This is a genomic window from Flavobacterium sp. LM4, from assembly GCF_002017935.1.
GTDB lineage: Bacteria > Bacteroidota > Bacteroidia > Flavobacteriales > Flavobacteriaceae > Flavobacterium > Flavobacterium chungangense.
In genome coordinates, this window is sequence record NZ_MUFW01000006.1 from 26230 (window position 1) to 43551 (window position 17322).

At 32.3% G+C, this 17322-nt stretch carries 12 protein-coding genes; 11 read left to right on the forward strand and 1 reads right to left on the reverse strand.

Translation table 11 applies throughout. The annotated features are described in order from the left end of the window. The first annotated feature begins 175 nt into the window (after positions 1-175). The 11 genes from BXU10_RS22910 to BXU10_RS22960 all read left to right on the forward strand — a co-directional run bounded on the left by BXU10_RS22910 (position 176) and on the right by BXU10_RS22960 (position 16013). Positions 176-1078 (forward strand): IS982 family transposase, encoded by a 903-nt coding sequence (locus BXU10_RS22910; RefSeq protein ID WP_078227759.1) that lies wholly within the window; start codon positions 176-178, stop codon positions 1076-1078. 265 nt (positions 1079-1343) lie between these two features. Further along, on the forward strand, positions 1344-1958 hold the full coding sequence (locus BXU10_RS22915) for an RNA polymerase sigma factor (protein WP_078229770.1): 615 nt from the start codon (positions 1344-1346) through the stop codon (positions 1956-1958). An 84-nt stretch (positions 1959-2042) separates the two neighbouring features. Continuing rightward, positions 2043-3152, forward strand: coding sequence for a FecR family protein (locus BXU10_RS22920; protein ID WP_078229771.1), 1110 nt, complete (start codon positions 2043-2045; stop codon positions 3150-3152). Between the two features lie 190 nt (positions 3153-3342). Then, positions 3343-7053 (forward strand): SusC/RagA family TonB-linked outer membrane protein, encoded by a 3711-nt coding sequence (locus BXU10_RS22925; RefSeq protein ID WP_078229772.1) that lies wholly within the window; start codon positions 3343-3345, stop codon positions 7051-7053. Positions 7054-7064: 11 nt separating this feature from the next. Then, positions 7065-8543, forward strand: coding sequence for a RagB/SusD family nutrient uptake outer membrane protein (locus BXU10_RS22930; RefSeq protein WP_078229773.1), 1479 nt, complete (start codon positions 7065-7067; stop codon positions 8541-8543). Positions 8544-8565: 22 nt separating this feature from the next. After that, positions 8566-9429 carry a putative zinc-binding metallopeptidase gene (locus tag BXU10_RS22935; RefSeq protein WP_031455327.1) on the forward strand — a complete coding sequence of 288 codons (864 nt, stop codon included), beginning with the start codon at positions 8566-8568 and terminating at the stop codon, positions 9427-9429. Positions 9430-9463: 34 nt separating this feature from the next. Beyond that, positions 9464-10810, forward strand: a complete 1347-nt coding sequence (locus BXU10_RS22940) for a DUF4302 domain-containing protein (protein WP_078229774.1) — start codon at positions 9464-9466, stop codon at positions 10808-10810. A 267-nt stretch (positions 10811-11077) separates the two neighbouring features. Further along, on the forward strand, positions 11078-11824 hold the full coding sequence (gene fabG, locus BXU10_RS22945) for a 3-oxoacyl-[acyl-carrier-protein] reductase (RefSeq protein ID WP_078229775.1): 747 nt from the start codon (positions 11078-11080) through the stop codon (positions 11822-11824). Between the two features lie 101 nt (positions 11825-11925). Then, a complete protein-coding gene (locus tag BXU10_RS22950; RefSeq protein WP_078229776.1) occupies positions 11926-13953 on the forward strand; it encodes a hypothetical protein in 2028 nt (675 codons plus the stop codon). A gap of 123 nt (positions 13954-14076) precedes the next feature. Then, on the forward strand, positions 14077-14973 hold the full coding sequence (locus BXU10_RS22955; protein ID WP_078229777.1) for a LysR family transcriptional regulator: 897 nt from the start codon (positions 14077-14079) through the stop codon (positions 14971-14973). Positions 14974-15047: 74 nt separating this feature from the next. After that, positions 15048-16013 carry a YeiH family protein gene (locus tag BXU10_RS22960; protein ID WP_078229778.1) on the forward strand — a complete coding sequence of 322 codons (966 nt, stop codon included), beginning with the start codon at positions 15048-15050 and terminating at the stop codon, positions 16011-16013. A 195-nt stretch (positions 16014-16208) separates the two neighbouring features. Here BXU10_RS22960 and BXU10_RS22965 read toward each other — a convergent pair whose 3' ends face one another. Continuing rightward, a complete protein-coding gene (locus BXU10_RS22965; RefSeq protein ID WP_078229779.1) occupies positions 16209-17168 on the reverse strand; it encodes a hypothetical protein in 960 nt (319 codons plus the stop codon). Between the last annotated feature and the right edge of the window lie 154 nt (positions 17169-17322).

Sequence of the window (17322 nt, forward strand, 5' to 3'; positions counted from 1 at the left end):
TAAGCCTTACTAACTTTAGTAAGGCTTTTTTTGTGCTTTTTTGTACTTGTTTCTTTGTTTTGTAAATAAAACAACGTGAGTTCGACATAAAAAAGGAAGGATATATTTGAAAAATAGAGATGGTTTATGTATATTAAAGCCTGACAAACAATTAATTACATTTAAAACCACCTCTATGTTAGATGCGAATAAAATTACTGAAATTTACTTTCTTATAGACGAATTCTGTAAAGAATTTGATAAAACTATAGCTGCTCATAGCTTAAAAGAAAAAGAGGCTCCAAAGAAAAGAAACCGAAAATTTATTATGTCAGATAGTGAAGTTATAACCATTTTAGTGCTATTTCACACTATGGGTTTCAAAAACTTAAAACATTTTTACTTGTTTTATATAGGAAAACATTTGAATAACGAATTTCCAAACCTTGTGTCTTACAATAGATTTGTGGAACTTCAAAAAAGAACCGCTGTACCAATGGCCCTATTTTTGAAAACCTGCTGTTTAGGTCAATGCACAGGAATTTCTATAATTGACTCTACCCCTTTGAGAGCATGCCATATTAGACGGGAAAAACAGCATAAAACATTCAAAGATTTAGCTACAAAAGGGCATACTTCAACGGGATGGTTCTTTGGGTTTAAATTACACTTAATTATAAATGATAAGGGAGAAATTCTTGATTTTATCTTTACTCAAGCCAATGTTGATGATAGAGAACCTTTAAAAAGCAATAACTTTCACAAAAGAATTTTTGGAAAACTTTTTGGTGACAAAGGATATATTGGAAAAGATTTGTTTGAACAGCTTTTTATAGATGGTGTGCATTTGATTACTAAAATCAAAAAGAACATGAAAAATAGTATGATGCTTTTACAAGATAAAATTATGCTAAGAAAGCGCTCATTAATTGAAACTGTTTATGATCAATTGAAAAATATTTGTCAAATAGAACATACAAGACACAGAAGTTTTGATAACTTTATAACTAATTTATTATCAGCACTAATAGCCTATTCTTTCTTCCCTAAAAAGCCTTCTATAAATATTGATTTTGAAAACAACAGGCTTGTAGCTTAATTATTGTTTACATCGAACTCACGTTAAAACATTTCTTTTTTGTAAAAAAATTGTTTTTAAACTTTGGGCTTCATATATTTATAAAACAAAAACACAAAATAATGTTAAATTATATTTTTTTTTTGTAAAAAATAACTCACAATATTGTGTTTTAATTATTATTTATTAGTTTAAAATATTTTTTACATAATTTATTGAAGCAAAAAAAATGATAAATTTTAAAAGCACGTTGGGTGGTTGTTTCTAATATAAATACTGAATATTTATGAAAACCCAAATCTTAACAATAAAAACCTACGATGACCATAAACTTTGGAGTAAACTGAAGGCAGGTGATGAAAAATCATTTTCGTTACTTTTTGAAAAGTACTATGCGGATTTAATTAATTATGGAAATTCATTTTCGCCCTTTGCAGAAAAAGTACAGGATTGTGTTCAGGATGTATTTGCTGATATTTGGTTGTATCGGGATTCATTGCAAGAACCTAATGTGGTAAAAGCTTATTTATTGTCAAGTGTGCGAAAGAGAATTGCAAGGTTGTATGAGCGTGATCATATTTTTAAAAAAATTACTACTACTGATTCAATTGAATTTCTTTTTGATTTTTCAGTAGAACATGATTTTATAGATGATGAAGCAACTGCAGAACGTGTATTGTATCTCAATAAACTTTTAAATGATTTGCCTTCCCGTCAAAAAGAAGCACTTTTTTTAAGATATAACCAAGGATTGTCAGTTGAACAAATTGCAGAAATGTTAGACGTAAATTATCAATCAGCAAATAATCTATTACACCGCGGTTTACTTAAGCTTCGTAAGGAATGGAAAGGAAGTTTTCCTCTTTTAGTATTACTATCTTCATGCATTTTTAATATTTAGTTAAAAAAAATAAAAAAAAATCATAAATCAGTGAGTATATAATAAGAAAACTGTCCTCTATGTTTTTGTAACCTTATTTCATAGATGCAAAAACGTAATTATTATATCGAAATTGAAGATTTTTTAGCCGATCAATCATTTCAATTGTGGGTTTTGTCTAAAATTGATGAGCAAGGCTGGGAAGAATGGACTTTAGAAAATCAGCAACGAGCAAAATTAGTAGAAGATTCCAGGCTTTTGTTGCTGGCTATGAAAGCACCTGTTAAAAAAATTTCTTCATCAGAACTTACTAATGCACTTCAATCGACCTGGGTTAAAATTGAAGAAAAAGAAAAAGACAATAAAACCACTAAACATTATCCAGTTAAATATTTAAGGCATTACTGGCTTGGAATTGCTGCTACTTTATTTTTTGGTTTTTTATCGATTTGGTTTTACCATGGTCAATTTGATGTAAGCCATACAGTGGTTACCTATAAAGAACTTATTGAAGATAATAGCGAAGGACTTGTTGAACAGACAAATAATTCAGGCAAACCGCAAATAATAACTTTGTCTGATGGCAGTTCGGTTTTATTACAGCCAAATAGTAAATTAAGTTACCCTAAAATTTTTACAGGAAACGAAAGGAAGGTTTATTTATCCGGGGAAGGTTTCTTTGAAATTAGTAAAAATCCCCAAAAACCTTTTCTTGTTTATGCCAACGAAATTATTACAAAAGTTGTTGGTACTAGTTTTCGGGTAAGGGCTTATTCAGACCAGCCAAATGTTGAAATTCTTGTTCGCACCGGTAAAGTAAAGGTAAGTTCAAATGGATTAATCGGAAACTCAAATAAAGAGATTGTTTTGTTGCCTAATGAAGCTTTACGTTTTTTGAGGGAAGATTTGATTTTTACCAAGATAACCAATATTACAGAAGATAAAACATTGGTTAGTAATGTTGGAAATATTGAACAATTAAGTTTTGAATTTACCGATATTCCTGTAGTACAGATTTTGAAGACGATAGAACAAGCCTATCTGGTTGAGATTGACTTTCCTAAAGATAAATTAAAAGATTGTCATTTAACTACTTCATTAAGTGATCAGCCATTATCAGAGAAGCTTAAAATTATTTGCAAAAGCATTGGAAATGATACCAGTTTTGAAATGAATGGAAATCAAATTACAATAACCTCACAAGGTTGTAATTAAATTTTTAATAACCAGATTTAATAGTAAGTATAAATAAAATTCAATTGTTGCCTATGTGAAAATATATAAAAAGTGCCGAAATGCTGTAACATATCCGACACTTAATAAAGTTAAATGACTCTCTGTAAAGAGTTATTTATTGCGTTTCTAAAATACCCTTGAACAGTATTAATCAAAACAAACCAAAATTATGAAAAAACCAGTTGTTAAACAACGATTACTCCATCGAATCATGAAAATAACGCTATTTCAGTTCGCCTTAGCACTTGTGTTTTCAAGTGTTACCATGGCAAACAGTGTGAATGGACAAAGAAAATTAGATACGAAAGTTACCATTGCAGTTGAAAATTTAAGTTTGGATAATACATTGTCTAAACTTGAAAAGTCTGCACACGTAAAATTTTCATACAATTCCAGATTACCACAGCTAAATCAAAAAGTTAGTCTTGAAGCTAATCAGGAAACTTTAGAAAGTATACTTAGCCGAATTTTAAAACCATTCAATATTACTTATGCAGAAATAAGTAATCAGATTATTTTACAAAAAAAAACAAAATTAGATGGTTTTAGTAGCGATGAGTCTCGTAATCCATTATTCGAAATTTTATCGGCTGGTCCTATTATCAGAGGTAAAGTAACAGATTTAAGTGGTAGTCCATTACCTGGAGCTACTGTACTTGCAAAAGGATCAAAGATATCGGTGCTGACTGATTTTGATGGAAATTTTTCTATTGAAATGCCAACGAACAGCAATAGGTTACTAATTTCTTATGTAGGTTTCGAAACTAAAGAAATTGGGATAGAAAATACTTCTCCAACAATTGCCTTAACAGAAGAAGGACAAAACTTAAAAGAAGTGGTCATTACTACAGGTTATGAAAAAACTTCTAAAAGAACTTTTACAGGAGCTATAAGTAAAATTTCGGGTTCTGAACTTAAAGTAGACGGTGTAGTGGATATCAGTAGAATGATTGAAGGTAAAGCAGCGGGGGTAACTGTTCAGAATATTACAGGTACTTTTGGAACAGCACCAAAAATTACAGTACGTGGATCATCATCTATTTTTGGAGATACTAAACCATTATGGGTTATTGACGGAGTTGTTCAGGAAGATATTATTAATGTTTCTGTAGCAGACTTGGCCTCTGGAAATTCCGAAACATTATTAAGTTCTTCGGTTGCGGGTTTAAATTCGAATGACATACAAAGTATCGAAATTTTGAAAGATGCATCGGCAACTTCTATATATGGGTCAAGATCATTAAACGGTGTTATTGTTGTGACTACAAAACAAGGACGAAGAGATTCGCCATTAAAGGTTACTTATTCAGTTGAAAATTCAGTAAGAACTGTGCCAAATTATAATCAATATGATATTTTGAATTCTCAGGAAACAATGAGTATTTTAAAAGAGGTTGAAGCAAAAGGATTCTTAGAAAGACCATTAACAACACAAGGACGTTATGGCGGAGTTTATAATATTCTTGAAAGAGCTGTTTCTACCTATATACCTGAAACAGATAGTTATTTAGTAAATAATGATCCGGCTAGTCGTAATGCTTTTTTAAAAAAATATGAATTAGCAAACACAGATTGGTTTAAAACGTTGTTCAGACCTTCAATTACCCAAAATCATTCATTAAGTTTTTCAGGAGGAGGAAAAAACAATACATTTTATGGATCATTAGCCTATTATACTGATCCGGGTTGGAGTATTGCGGATAATGTTAAACAACTTTCATCCAATTTAAAGGGAACTTTTTATGTTAATGACAGATTGAATGTTACACTAACAACACAAGCTTCTATTAGAGATCAGGGAGCTCCTGGAAGTTATGATAGTGAAAAGGATGAATACTTTGGAACAACTACCAGAGCTTTTGATATTAATCCGTTCAATTATGTGTTAAATACAAGCAGAACTTTAAGACCTTATGATGATAACGGCAATTTAGAATATTACAGAAACAATTGGGCACCAATAAATATCTTAAATGAATTAGAGAATAATTTCATGGAGATTAAGGTAAAAGATATACGTTTTCAAATGGATTTAGATTATAAAATAAATCCTTATTTGACCTATAATCTGACTGCAGCTGCCCGATATGCTAATACAAGCAGAGAACACAAAATTCTTGAAAATTCGAATATAGTAGGTGCTTATAATGCTGCCGAAACAACAGTTGTCAGAGATGAAAATATTTTTTTATATCAAGATCCTGATGATCTGACTGCACCAAAAGTTTCAGTTCTGCCAAATGGGGGAATGCTTAGAAAATTTACAAATGATTTAACATCTTATAATATTAGAAATAGTGTTAATTACAGACGTACTTTAAATGATACACATGAATTAGAAGGTTTATTTGGTACCGAATTAAGGTCTTTAGACAGAAACAGCGATAATTTCACTGCTTTTGGTGTGCAGTATGATAAAGGTCTTACCGGTTTTACAGACCCAAGACTATTAGAAAAAATCATTACGGAAGGGGGCTCTTATTTTGGTTTTAATGAAGAAAGAGAAAGAACAATGGGATTTTTTGGAAAAGTAGGATACACTTATGATCGTCGTTATACAGGATCTCTTACCGGGCGTTATGACGGATCAAACAGACAAGGTAATAGTGATTCTTCAAGATGGCTTCCTACTTATACTTTTAGTGGAAAATGGAATGTGAAGGAGGAAGATTTTATGCAAAACGTTTCTGTAATAAATAATCTTGCTTTAAGAGCATCTTATGGACTTACTGCTACAGCGGGGCCTGCTACAAATTCATTAGCTATTTATAAAAGTTTTATTACTGACCGTTTAAACTTAGATGACAGAGAATCTGGTATTGAAATAGATGAACTTCAGAATGGAGACTTGACTTGGGAAAAACAATTTGAAACCAATTTAGGTTTTGATCTTGGAATGTTTAATAACAGGATACAATTAACAACAGATATTTACAGCCGAAAAGCATTTGACCTGGTAGATTATGTAGTGACATCCGGAATAGGAGGACAAAAAATAAAACAAGGAAACAATGCCGATATGGAAACAAAAGGTCTTGAGATTAGTTTAACAACTACTAATATCAACGCTAAAGATTTTAAATGGTCAACTAATTTTAATTTCTCAGTTTACAACCAGGAAGTTACAAAGTTAGGAAATCAGCCTACTGCTTTTGATTTGATTGAAGGAACCGGAGGAAATGCATTAGGACGCCCAAGAAACTCACTTTTTTCGTATCATTTTACAGGTTTAAATAATCAGGGTTTACCAACATTTCAAATGAAAGAAGGAGAAACTGATAATATTGCAGGTGCTAATTTTCAGGACACCGAAAATGTTACGGACTATTTAAAATATGAAGGATCAATTGAGCCAAATAAATCTTTCGGTCTTTCAAACACTTTTACTTATAAAAACTGGTCATTATATGTTTTTGTAGTAGCATCTTCCGGAAATAAAGTCCGTTTAAACCCGATATTTGATAGTGAATATGATGACTTAACAGTATTTACAAAAGATTATACAAACCGTTGGATAAATCCTGGCGATGAAAATGTTACTAATATACCTGTAATAGCCGATAAAAGATTAATTGCTAATTATGATGAACAGTCAAGAGATCTTGAAATTGCTTATAATACCTATAATTTTTCGGATGCACGTATCGCAGACGGAGATTTTGTCAGATTAAAAAATGTATCCCTAAGTTGGGAATTTCCTAAAGATTTCAAGAAAAAATTAGGATTATCGACTTTTACGTTAAAAGGTTCTGCGGTTAACCCATTATTGATTTATTCAGATAAAAGACTAAATGGTCAGGATCCTGAATTTCGTAATACAGGAGGTGTGGCATTACCGGTTACAACACAATATACATTTACATTAAACATTTCATTATAATTTATAGTATTATGAAAAAAATAAAAATAACACTATCACTATTGTTACTTATAAGTATCAGTAGTTGTGATGAATTCTTATCAGAAACTCCGGATAATAGAACACAAATAGATACACCAGAAAAAATAACTGAATTGCTTGTTAATGCTTATCCAAAAGGTTCTTATATGGAGTTTGCTGAAACGATGTCGGATAATGTTTTTGATAGTGCTGATCCAGGTTTGTTTGAGCCCAATAACACGCAAAATTATAATTGGGAAATGAATGAGGCAGTGGATACAGATACTCAGGCAAATTATTGGGATGCTTGTTATAATGCCATCGCACATGCAAATAAAGCCTTACAGGCTATTGAAGAATTAGGCAGTCCGGCTAGCCTTAATCCACAAAAAGGGGAGGCATTATTGGCAAGGGCGTATGCACATTTTATGTTGGTTACTTTTTGGGCTAATCGTTATAATCCGGCTACTGCTGATACAGATTTAGGAATTCCATATGTAACAGAACCCGAAGATGTACTGATTAAAAAGTATAAAAGAAATTCTATGGCAGAAGTTTTTTCATATCTGGAGCAAGATATTGAAGAAGGTTTAAAATATGTGACAAATGAATATAAACAACCTAAATTTCATTTTAATGTAGAAGCAGCGAAAGCTTTTGCATCCCGTTTTTACTTAATTAAAGGAAATTGGGCCAAAGTCGTTTCGCTTTCAGATCAATTAGCAGCTAACCCTGATGGAAAGCTGAGAAATTATGAGTCCTATTTAGCATTTGACTTTAATACACGTCTTAGGGTTTATGGTGAAGCAACTGAAGAAACCAATTTATTAGTAACCTCTGCGCAATCCTGGTATAAAAGATCTTTTTACCAAAATAGATTTCAGCTTACAGGAGCCAGACAAGATGAAATTGTAGGGGCTTCGACTAATCTTTTTAATAAAAATTGGCTTTTCGATATTTTATCGTATAATGGCCAGATTACAGTTTTTGTGCCAAAATTTGATGAATATTTTAAATATACGAATCCGAATGCAGGTATTGGAAATGGTTTTGTTTCGCAAGTATTAATAAGCAACAATGAGTTTTATCTAAACAGAATTGAAGCTCTTGTTATGCAAAATAATTTTGCCGAAGCAAATATTGAATTACAATATTACTTATCGACAATCACTGAAGGATTCAATCCTGCAACAGATATTGTAACAAACGAGTTAGTTGTTGATACATATCCTGTAATTCAAAATGAATATACACCGTTTTATAATACTTCAGATGAGCAAAAATCATATATAAAAGCAATTGCGCAGATTCGCAGAGTAGATTTTATTCATGAGGGAATCAGATGGTTTGATATTAAACGTTTTAATTTAGAAGTTAGACATGAAATCTATAATAATCCAACAAATATCTTGACCAAGAATGATAAACGCAGAGCGTTACAAATTCCATTACATGCATCATCAAATGGTGTTGAAAAAAATCCAAGGTAATATAAAATATAAAATATAAAATATGAAAATCATCAAAAAATATAGAATTGCAATTTTAGCATTAGCTTTTATTGCCTTTAGCGGATGTTCTCATGAAGATTTGCTAAAAGAGAGTCAGTTAGATTTAAGTAACCCTGTTCAAACTGATTTAGATAAATGGATTACAACAGCTTATTTGAATCCTTACAATATGAAGGTTCAGTATAAGTGGAATCAAAATACAGTTGATTTTAATCGTTATTTATATCCACCTCAAGAAGACAAGGTAAAACCGGTACTGGAAATCATTCAAAAAATTTGGTTAGAGAGTTATAAAACCATTGCAGGACCGGATTTTGTTAAAAAAATAGCACCCCGAGAAATTGTATTGGTGGGTGGTGTGAACCTAAATTCAACCGGAACGATTACTTTAGGTTTGGCAGAAGGTGGACAAAGAGTTACACTTTTTGAAACAGATTATGTAGATAAAACAGATAGAGAAAATGTAAAAAGGTTTATTCATACCATACAGCACGAATATATTCATATTTTAAATCAGACTAAGCCTTACGACGAAAAAGCACTGTCTAAAATTACACCTTCCGGATATACGGCAAACTGGTACGCATCTAATGATGCCGTAGCAAATGAAGAAGGCTTTATAACTGCTTATGCAAGATCCAACATTAATGAAGATTTTGCAGAAATGGCCTCTATTATGCTTATTAATTCTAAAGCTGAATATGATGCAATTTTAGCAGGAATTGATAGTGATGAAGCAGTGGCAGCAATTAGAGCTAAGGAAGCTATTGTAGTTAAATATTTCAAGGAAGCCTTTAATCTAGATTTTTATGCTTTAAGAGATGAAGCTGAAAAAAATACCACAGCGGTTGTTAATGGCAATTAAAATTAGTTAAAAAATTAATTTAACAAGAAACATCATGAAAATAAAAAATACATTTAAGTTTCTAATTTTTGCTTTTATTGCAATACAATTAGGTTCTTGTACCAATACAGATGCAGAACAAAAGTTTGATCAGACACCAACTGAAAGATTAAATGCTCAGAAAAAAGAATTGAGTGATTTATTGCTGACATCACAGTATGGCTGGAAAGCAGTATATTTTACAGATAATACGCAATTGGGAGGATTTACTCATTTATTCAAATTCTCTAATGATGGAAAAGTAGAAATGGCTTCTGATTTTGATGAAGATACAGATTCGTATGTAAGTGATTACAGTGTAGAGCTTAGCAGTACGGTAAGTTTATTGTTTTCTACAAAAAACAGAATTCATCTTTTATCGGACTCAAATAATTTTCCAACTGCAGCATTAGAAGGTAAGGGATACAAAGGTGATTTTCAGTTTTTGTATTACGGCCAGGAAAACGGGGATATCATTTTTAAAACCAATAGAAGTTTTCAGGAATTAAGATTCGTAAAAGCAACCGCTGATGACTGGAATAATTTATCTGAGAACATTATTATGGCAGAAAATGTTGTAGGAGGAGATGATCGTCCATTGTTTAGAATGTTAGAAACGAATGATGGTACAACAAAACACCAATTAGATTTTGTTTTTGATGAAGCGCCTCGATTCGCAACAGCAAATTCTGTAGAAACAGGCTACAATATGAGCTATAACATGGGGATTGCTTACACGCCAACAGGAATCACTGTTAGTCCGGCAGTGGTTGTTAAAGGTCAAAACTTAACTAATTTTGCTTATAATGAATCCGATGGAAGTTTTACTGCGACTGGAACTGGCGGAGTGAGCGCAACTATTAAATATACAAATAAGCCACTCATCCTGACAGATGATTATAAGGTATTATTAGACGGAAATCCTTTCAAGGTCTATGGATATATTTCTCCTTTTTTAACAAATGCTCCTACAACATCTACTTTATGTAAGTCTTTGTTAAATGAGATTAATGCAAACTTGCCTGCTAATCAGCAATTAACAAGGGTACAGCTTTATTTTAATGATGGAGGATGGAATTACATTGAATACAGATTCTCAGGAGGAAGACCAACACTTTACCACAATGTGACTACGAGCGAAAATGCTGTAGATAAAACAATAGTGTTAACTCATGATTCATGGCAGACTGCAACAGCATTAATTCCGGCACCAGCCTTATTGAAAAAAATTGATGATGAATTAACAAATTCTAAAGGTTTATATGTTAAAAGAGAAAATTTTAAAATTACTTACAGCAATGTTATTTGGACATTTACCAGTGCTAATAGTAATTTTAGAATTACTACATATGCATTAAATTAAAAATATAGTTTAATTTTTATATAGGAAAAGCAGTTCATTTTGGACTGCTTTTTTGATTTGTATCAGATTTAGGAAGATTTGTTTTTTTATGATATTAAAATGTTATTGTAATTGTTATTTTTTTAAAAAAAGGAATTTTTCTATATTTGACGAGTCGTTTTTAGCCCTGATAGAAGCGGTATCCTTTTTTAGCCGCTTTTTTGCGGATAATAAAGATATAGCGGATAGCAGGATTAGCTACAAATAATTATAAAATTAATTTTTAATATGAAATTACTAGAAGGAAAAGTAGCCATCATTACAGGCGCAAGCCGTGGAATAGGTAGAGGAATTGCCGTAGTTTTTGCTAAACATGGTGCTAATGTAGCTTTTACATACAGCTCATCTGTAGAATCTGCTCAGGCTTTGGAAGCAGAATTGAACGGTTTGGGAATTAAAGCAAAAGGATACCAGTCGAATGCAGCGGATTTTAATGAAGCGCAGACTTTTGTTGATGCTGTTCTGGCAGATTTTGGAACAGTTGATATCTTGATTAACAATGCCGGTATTACAAAAGATAACCTATTGATGCGTATGTCTGAAGCTGATTTTGATCAGGTGATTGATGTCAATTTGAAATCGGTTTTTAATATGACAAAAGCAATTCAGAAAACTTTCTTAAAACAACGTGCAGGTTCTATTGTTAACATTAGTTCTGTAGTTGGAGTTTCAGGAAATGCGGGACAAACGAACTACGCAGCTTCAAAAGCTGGTGCGATTGGTTTTACAAAATCAGTAGCTTTAGAACTGGGTTCGCGTAATATTCGCTGTAACGCAATTGCTCCGGGATTCATTGAAACCGAAATGACGGCAAAATTACCTGAAGATGTAGTAAAAGGATGGAGAGACGGAATTCCGTTGAAACGTGGCGGAACTACTGAAGATGTTGCTAATGCATGTCTTTTCTTAGCATCTGATATGAGTGCTTATGTTACCGGACAAGTGCTTAATGTTTGCGGAGGAATGCTTACTTAGATAATTAAAAAGATTTAATGATTTAAAAATTAAAAGATTCTTATATTCGTAGCTACTTTGATTTTTCAATCTTCTAATTTTTCAATCTTTAAATTAATTATATGACTACAAACACGATTCTATTAGTATTACTTTCTTTAGTAATAGCTGGTGGATTGTCGTACTTTCAATATTTTTATAAAGCCAAAAGTTATTCGAATGTGAATATGCTTTTGGCTTTTTTGCGTTTTTCAGTCATTTTTGGATTATTGATTTTACTAATTAATCCTGTAATGACTAAGAATTCGCTGGAAGTAACCAAAACCCCTTTGGCAATTGCGGTAGATAATTCGAGTTCTATTACCGCTTTGAAATCTGATAAAAAAGTTACTGAATTGTATCAGAAACTGATTTCGGATCCAGCCCTTCAGGATAAATTTGAAATCCAGTCCTATCAGTTTGATGCCGATTTTAGGCCTTCGGACAACTTTGATTTTAAAGGAAAACAGACCAATCTGGATGAGGTTGCAAAGAATTTAAAAAGCATCAATAAAAACCTGATTTTTCCAACGGTTATAATCACCGACGGAAATCAGACTACAGGAAACGATTACGTATATCGTTTTGATCCTGTCAATAAAGTGTATCCTTTAGTTGTGGGAGATACAACCACTTTTTTTGATTTAAAAATCAATCAGTTAAACGTAAACAAATACGCTTTTCATAAAAATAAATTCCCGGTTGAAGTTTTTCTGCAATATGCAGGTACTAAAGCAGTAAATGCCGATTTTACAATTTCGCAGGGAAATTCTGTTGTAGCAAGAGAGAAAGTTTCTTTTTCTCCCTCTAAAAAAACAGCATCTTTAAATGTATTGTTACCGGCTGATAAAGTTGGGCTGCAAATTTTCAGAGCCAATATTTCATCGAATGTAAAAGAGAAAAACAGTTACAACAATATCAAGAACTTTGCAGTTGAAGTAATCGATCAAAAGTCAACTATCGCGATCGTTTCCACTATAAACCATCCGGACGTCGGAGCTTTGAAACGTTCGATTGAAACAAATGCACAGCGAAAAGTCATTCTGGCAAAACCAAATGAAATTGATAAATTAAACGATGTCTCGGTTTTGGTTTTATATCAGCCAAATGGATCCTTCAAACCTATTTTTGACAACAATAAACTGGCCGGAACAAATAGTTTTATCATTACCGGAAACAATACCGACTTTAATTTCCTAAACCAAAAACAGAATAATCTGGTTTTTAAAATGAGCGGTCAAAGAGAAGATTATTTAAGCGAATTTCAGTCGCAGTTTAATTTGTTTGCGATTGAAAATATTGCTTTTGAGAACTTTCCGCCATTACAAAATCTATTTGGGAGTATTTCAACCAGTGGAAATGTATCGGTTTTGCTTTCGTCTAAAATTAGGAATGTTTCGACCAATGCGCCTTTATTGGCTTTCGCCGAAAATCAAGGCAAAAGAACTGCTTTTCTTTTAGGAGAAAACAGCTGGAAATGGCGTTTGCAAAGTCATATTGACAATCAGTCGTTTGAGAAATATGATGTTTTTGTAGACAAGATCATTCAGTATTTGGCAACATCGGCTTCAAAAAAATCATTGGTTGTAACGCACGAAAGTTTTTACAATTCGGGAGAGGCTATTGTAATCAATGCGCAGTATTTCAATAAAAACTATGAGTTTGATGAAAAAGCCAGATTAACCATCACGGTTACAAATGCCAAAACGAAGCAAAGCAAAAATTACGATTTATTAAAGGGAAACAATTCTTTCTCGGTCAACTTAGACGGTCTGGCTGCCGGAAAATATAATTTTACAGTAAAAGAATTAAATTCAAATACTTCGTATGCAAGTCATTTTGAGATTTTGGATTTTGATATCGAAAAGCAATTTGTAAATCCGGATGTTCAAAAACTGAAGCAACTGGCGTTACAAACTAATGGAAAAGCCTTTTTCGAAAATCAGGCAGATGATTTGATTCAGACACTTTTAGAAAATAAGGAATACAAATCAATAGAAAAGAATATCTCAACCAAAACACCAATAATTGACTGGGTTTGGCTACTGGTTTTAATTGCTGTTTTATTGACAACGGAATGGTTTATTAGGAAGTATAATGGGATGTTGTAGTTTATATTTATTTTATCTCAGTGAAACTTTTCGAAAGCTCTGTGAATCTCAGTGAAATAATTATAACACAAAGTTTCTCAAAGATTTCACAGAGATTCGCAAAGAATTTAAAAATAAGTAATAATGGACTTCAGGCTAAAAGTTTTCTACACTGTTGCACTCCGCCTTAATTTTACTAAAGCGGCAACAGAATTGTACATTACCCAGCCAGCAGTTTCAAAACACATTCAGGAACTCGAAGAAACTTATAAAACCAAGCTTTTTGAACGTAACGGTTCTAAAATAGCCTTAACACCTGCAGGAAAAATTCTTTTAGAACATACCAAAAATATCTTCGAAATTTATCGCGACATCGACTTTGAGATGAGTTCGTTTCGCAACGAGCGTCAGGGGTTGCTGCGATTAGGTTCAAGTACCACCATTTCACAATATATTATTTCGCCGGTTTTAGCAAGATTTCACCAAAAACAGCAGGAAATTAAAGTCAATCTACTGAACGGAAATACCGAACAGATTGAAAATGCCTTAATTAATAAAGAAATCGAAATTGGAATTGTAGAAGGACAATCTAAAAATCAGTCGATTAAATATGTTCCGTTTATAAAAGACGAACTGGTTTTGGTCTGCAGTACTCAAAATCCTTTTGTGAAGCAAAATGAAATTTCATTGGAGGATTTAAAAGCAATGAAATTTATCACCCGCGAGCGTGGTTCAGGAACACTAGAAGTTATTGAATATGCTTTGAAACAAGTAGGTGTAAAATTATCCAATCTTCAAATCGAAATGCAGTTAGGAAATACAGAAAGTATCAAGTCTTATTTACTAAATTCAGATTGTTTTGCTTTCATGTCAATACACGCAGTAGGCAAGGAGCTTAAAAATAATGAATTGATAGTTTTAGATGTAGAAAATTTAACGATCGAAAGATACTTTTACATCATTACATTACTCGGAAAATCGAATGCTCTATCTGAACTGTTTATTCAGAATATTTCTTCTTACTATAACCTGAAGTTATAGTCGATTGTATTTTACGATTGGTGTTTTCAAAATAAAGGGCAGAACTTTGCAGGGTAAATATCAAGTACCCTATTTTGAAAACACAACAAAATACAGCGTCGCATTTAATAGATGTTAATCTTTTTCTTCAGCAAATTATTTTTGGTGCAGTAATCCTGTTATGTGTGTTTTCAATTATTTCACCGCCAATTGCTTTGCTGTTAGGGGTTTTGATTGTAAATGTTTTTGGAAACCCGTTTTTAGAATTCAATCATAAAGCAATCACTTTTTTATTGCAGTTTTCTGTAGTAGGCTTAGGTTTCGGAATGAACACTTCATCAGCAATTTCAGCTGGTAAAGAAGGTTTTTTGCTGACAGTCCTGTCTATTTTCAGCACATTAATTTTCGGTACACTTTTAGGGAAATGGCTTAAAACCGATAAAAAAACTTCTCACTTAATTTCGTGTGGAACTGCAATCTGTGGCGGAAGTGCCATTGCGGCGATTTCTCCAACAATCAAATCAAATGAAAATCAGACTTCTATTGCATTGGGGGTGATTTTTATTCTGAATTCGGTTGCCCTGTTTGTGTTTCCGTTCATTGGGCATCAGCTTGATTTATCCCAGAAAGATTTTGGATTATGGTGTGCCATTGCCATTCATGACACCAGTTCTGTAGTAGGGGCGGCCAATAAATATGGAGCCCAAGCCTTGCAGATTGCGACTACTGTAAAACTCGCAAGAGCTTTATGGATTATTCCTATTTCGATTTTGACAGCAATTATTTTTAAAAATAAAAACTCAAAAATTAAGATTCCGTATTTTATCGGATTGTTTGTTTTGGCAATGCTTCTAAATTCTTATGTGCCGCAAATAGCCATTTTTACACCAAATGTCGTTGGAATTGCAAAAATCGGTTTAACCATTACTTTGTTTCTAATCGGGGCAACTTTAAATAGTAATGCTTTAAAATCAGTAGGAGTAAAGCCATTATTGCAGGGTGTGTTTCTTTGGATATTTATTGCAGGTTTAGGTTTGATGTCGATTTTATATCTTAAATGATTTTTATTCATTTACTTACTTAAAATTGTTTAAACACATAGAATCATAGTTTTTCATAGCTTAAAAAGGCGTTTCACTAATTTAAAAGACACATAGCGATGTGTTTTAAAGCAAGTGAAACGCCTTCTTACGTTTACAAAATCTATGATTCTATGTGTTTAAATTAAACTTTTAAAGTTAGGGTTTAATGGAGTATTACTTAATATTATAATATTTGACAACAGGTTTACCAACAATAGTGTACCATTTACCATCAAATGAAAAGCGTTTTTCGATTGTGAAATTAAATTGTTTTTTCGTTTTAACCATTTCGCTTAACTCCTTTGGCATTTCTACTTCAAAGTCTTCTTCAGTTCCTTTTGCTTTTTTGTAGAATCCGGTGGTTGTAATGGCAAAATCCCTAAAAAACTTTTTCTTGCCATCATTCACAACTTTGTATGTACTTGACCACTCTGTACTGCCTTCGGCATTATTAGAAAGTCTGTAATCTCCCAGTTCCATCAATGTTTGGTATTTGCCGTTAAAACCTACAATTAGATACAAGTATGCGTTGTAAGGTCCGCCAGCACCTCCGTTGGCATGTATAAGCGAAAAAGCATATTGATCTTCACCAACTTCAACAAGTTTCAAAGCAGGTATATGAGAGAAAGCACCAAAGGCAGCAATTGCTGGTTGATACGACTTCATTTCCCAGACATTTTCATTTTTTGCAAATTTGGCTAATCCTAAAAGTCCTCCGCTAAAGCGCCCGGTTTGTGATCCATCGGCATCATAAACAGAATGATTAAAAACCAACATTTTGAATTGATTTCCTTTTGAATCTGTATAATTAATTGTGGTATCAAGTCGTGTTGCAACTCCTTCTTTGTAAGGAAATAATGGATCTTCTTCAACGCCATTAACATCTGTGTAGGTTATGGGTTTGCAGGTATTGCATTTCCAGCTTATAAAAGTGTTGTATGAAGACTTCTTGTATAATCTTCCGGGAAATAACTGCTGCATGGTTTTTATTCCATTCATAGAATCGGATATTTTTAATATTCTTTTAGGATTTAGAATCGTATCACTAACATTTTTTAATTGCACAATATCATCTTGTGCAGAACTAATTGAAATGAATATCAGTGAAAAAAGAATAGAGTGAATTAGGCGCATACAGCAATTTTTAAGTAAAAATAGTACAAAATTATGAAAAAACTTCATCGTGAGTTAAATGTAAATTTATATTATTTAAAAGGTTTTAAAAATCATAAAAATTAAATTAACACAATATTAATTAGTATTTTTTTAAATTATCTTTAAAAGAAAT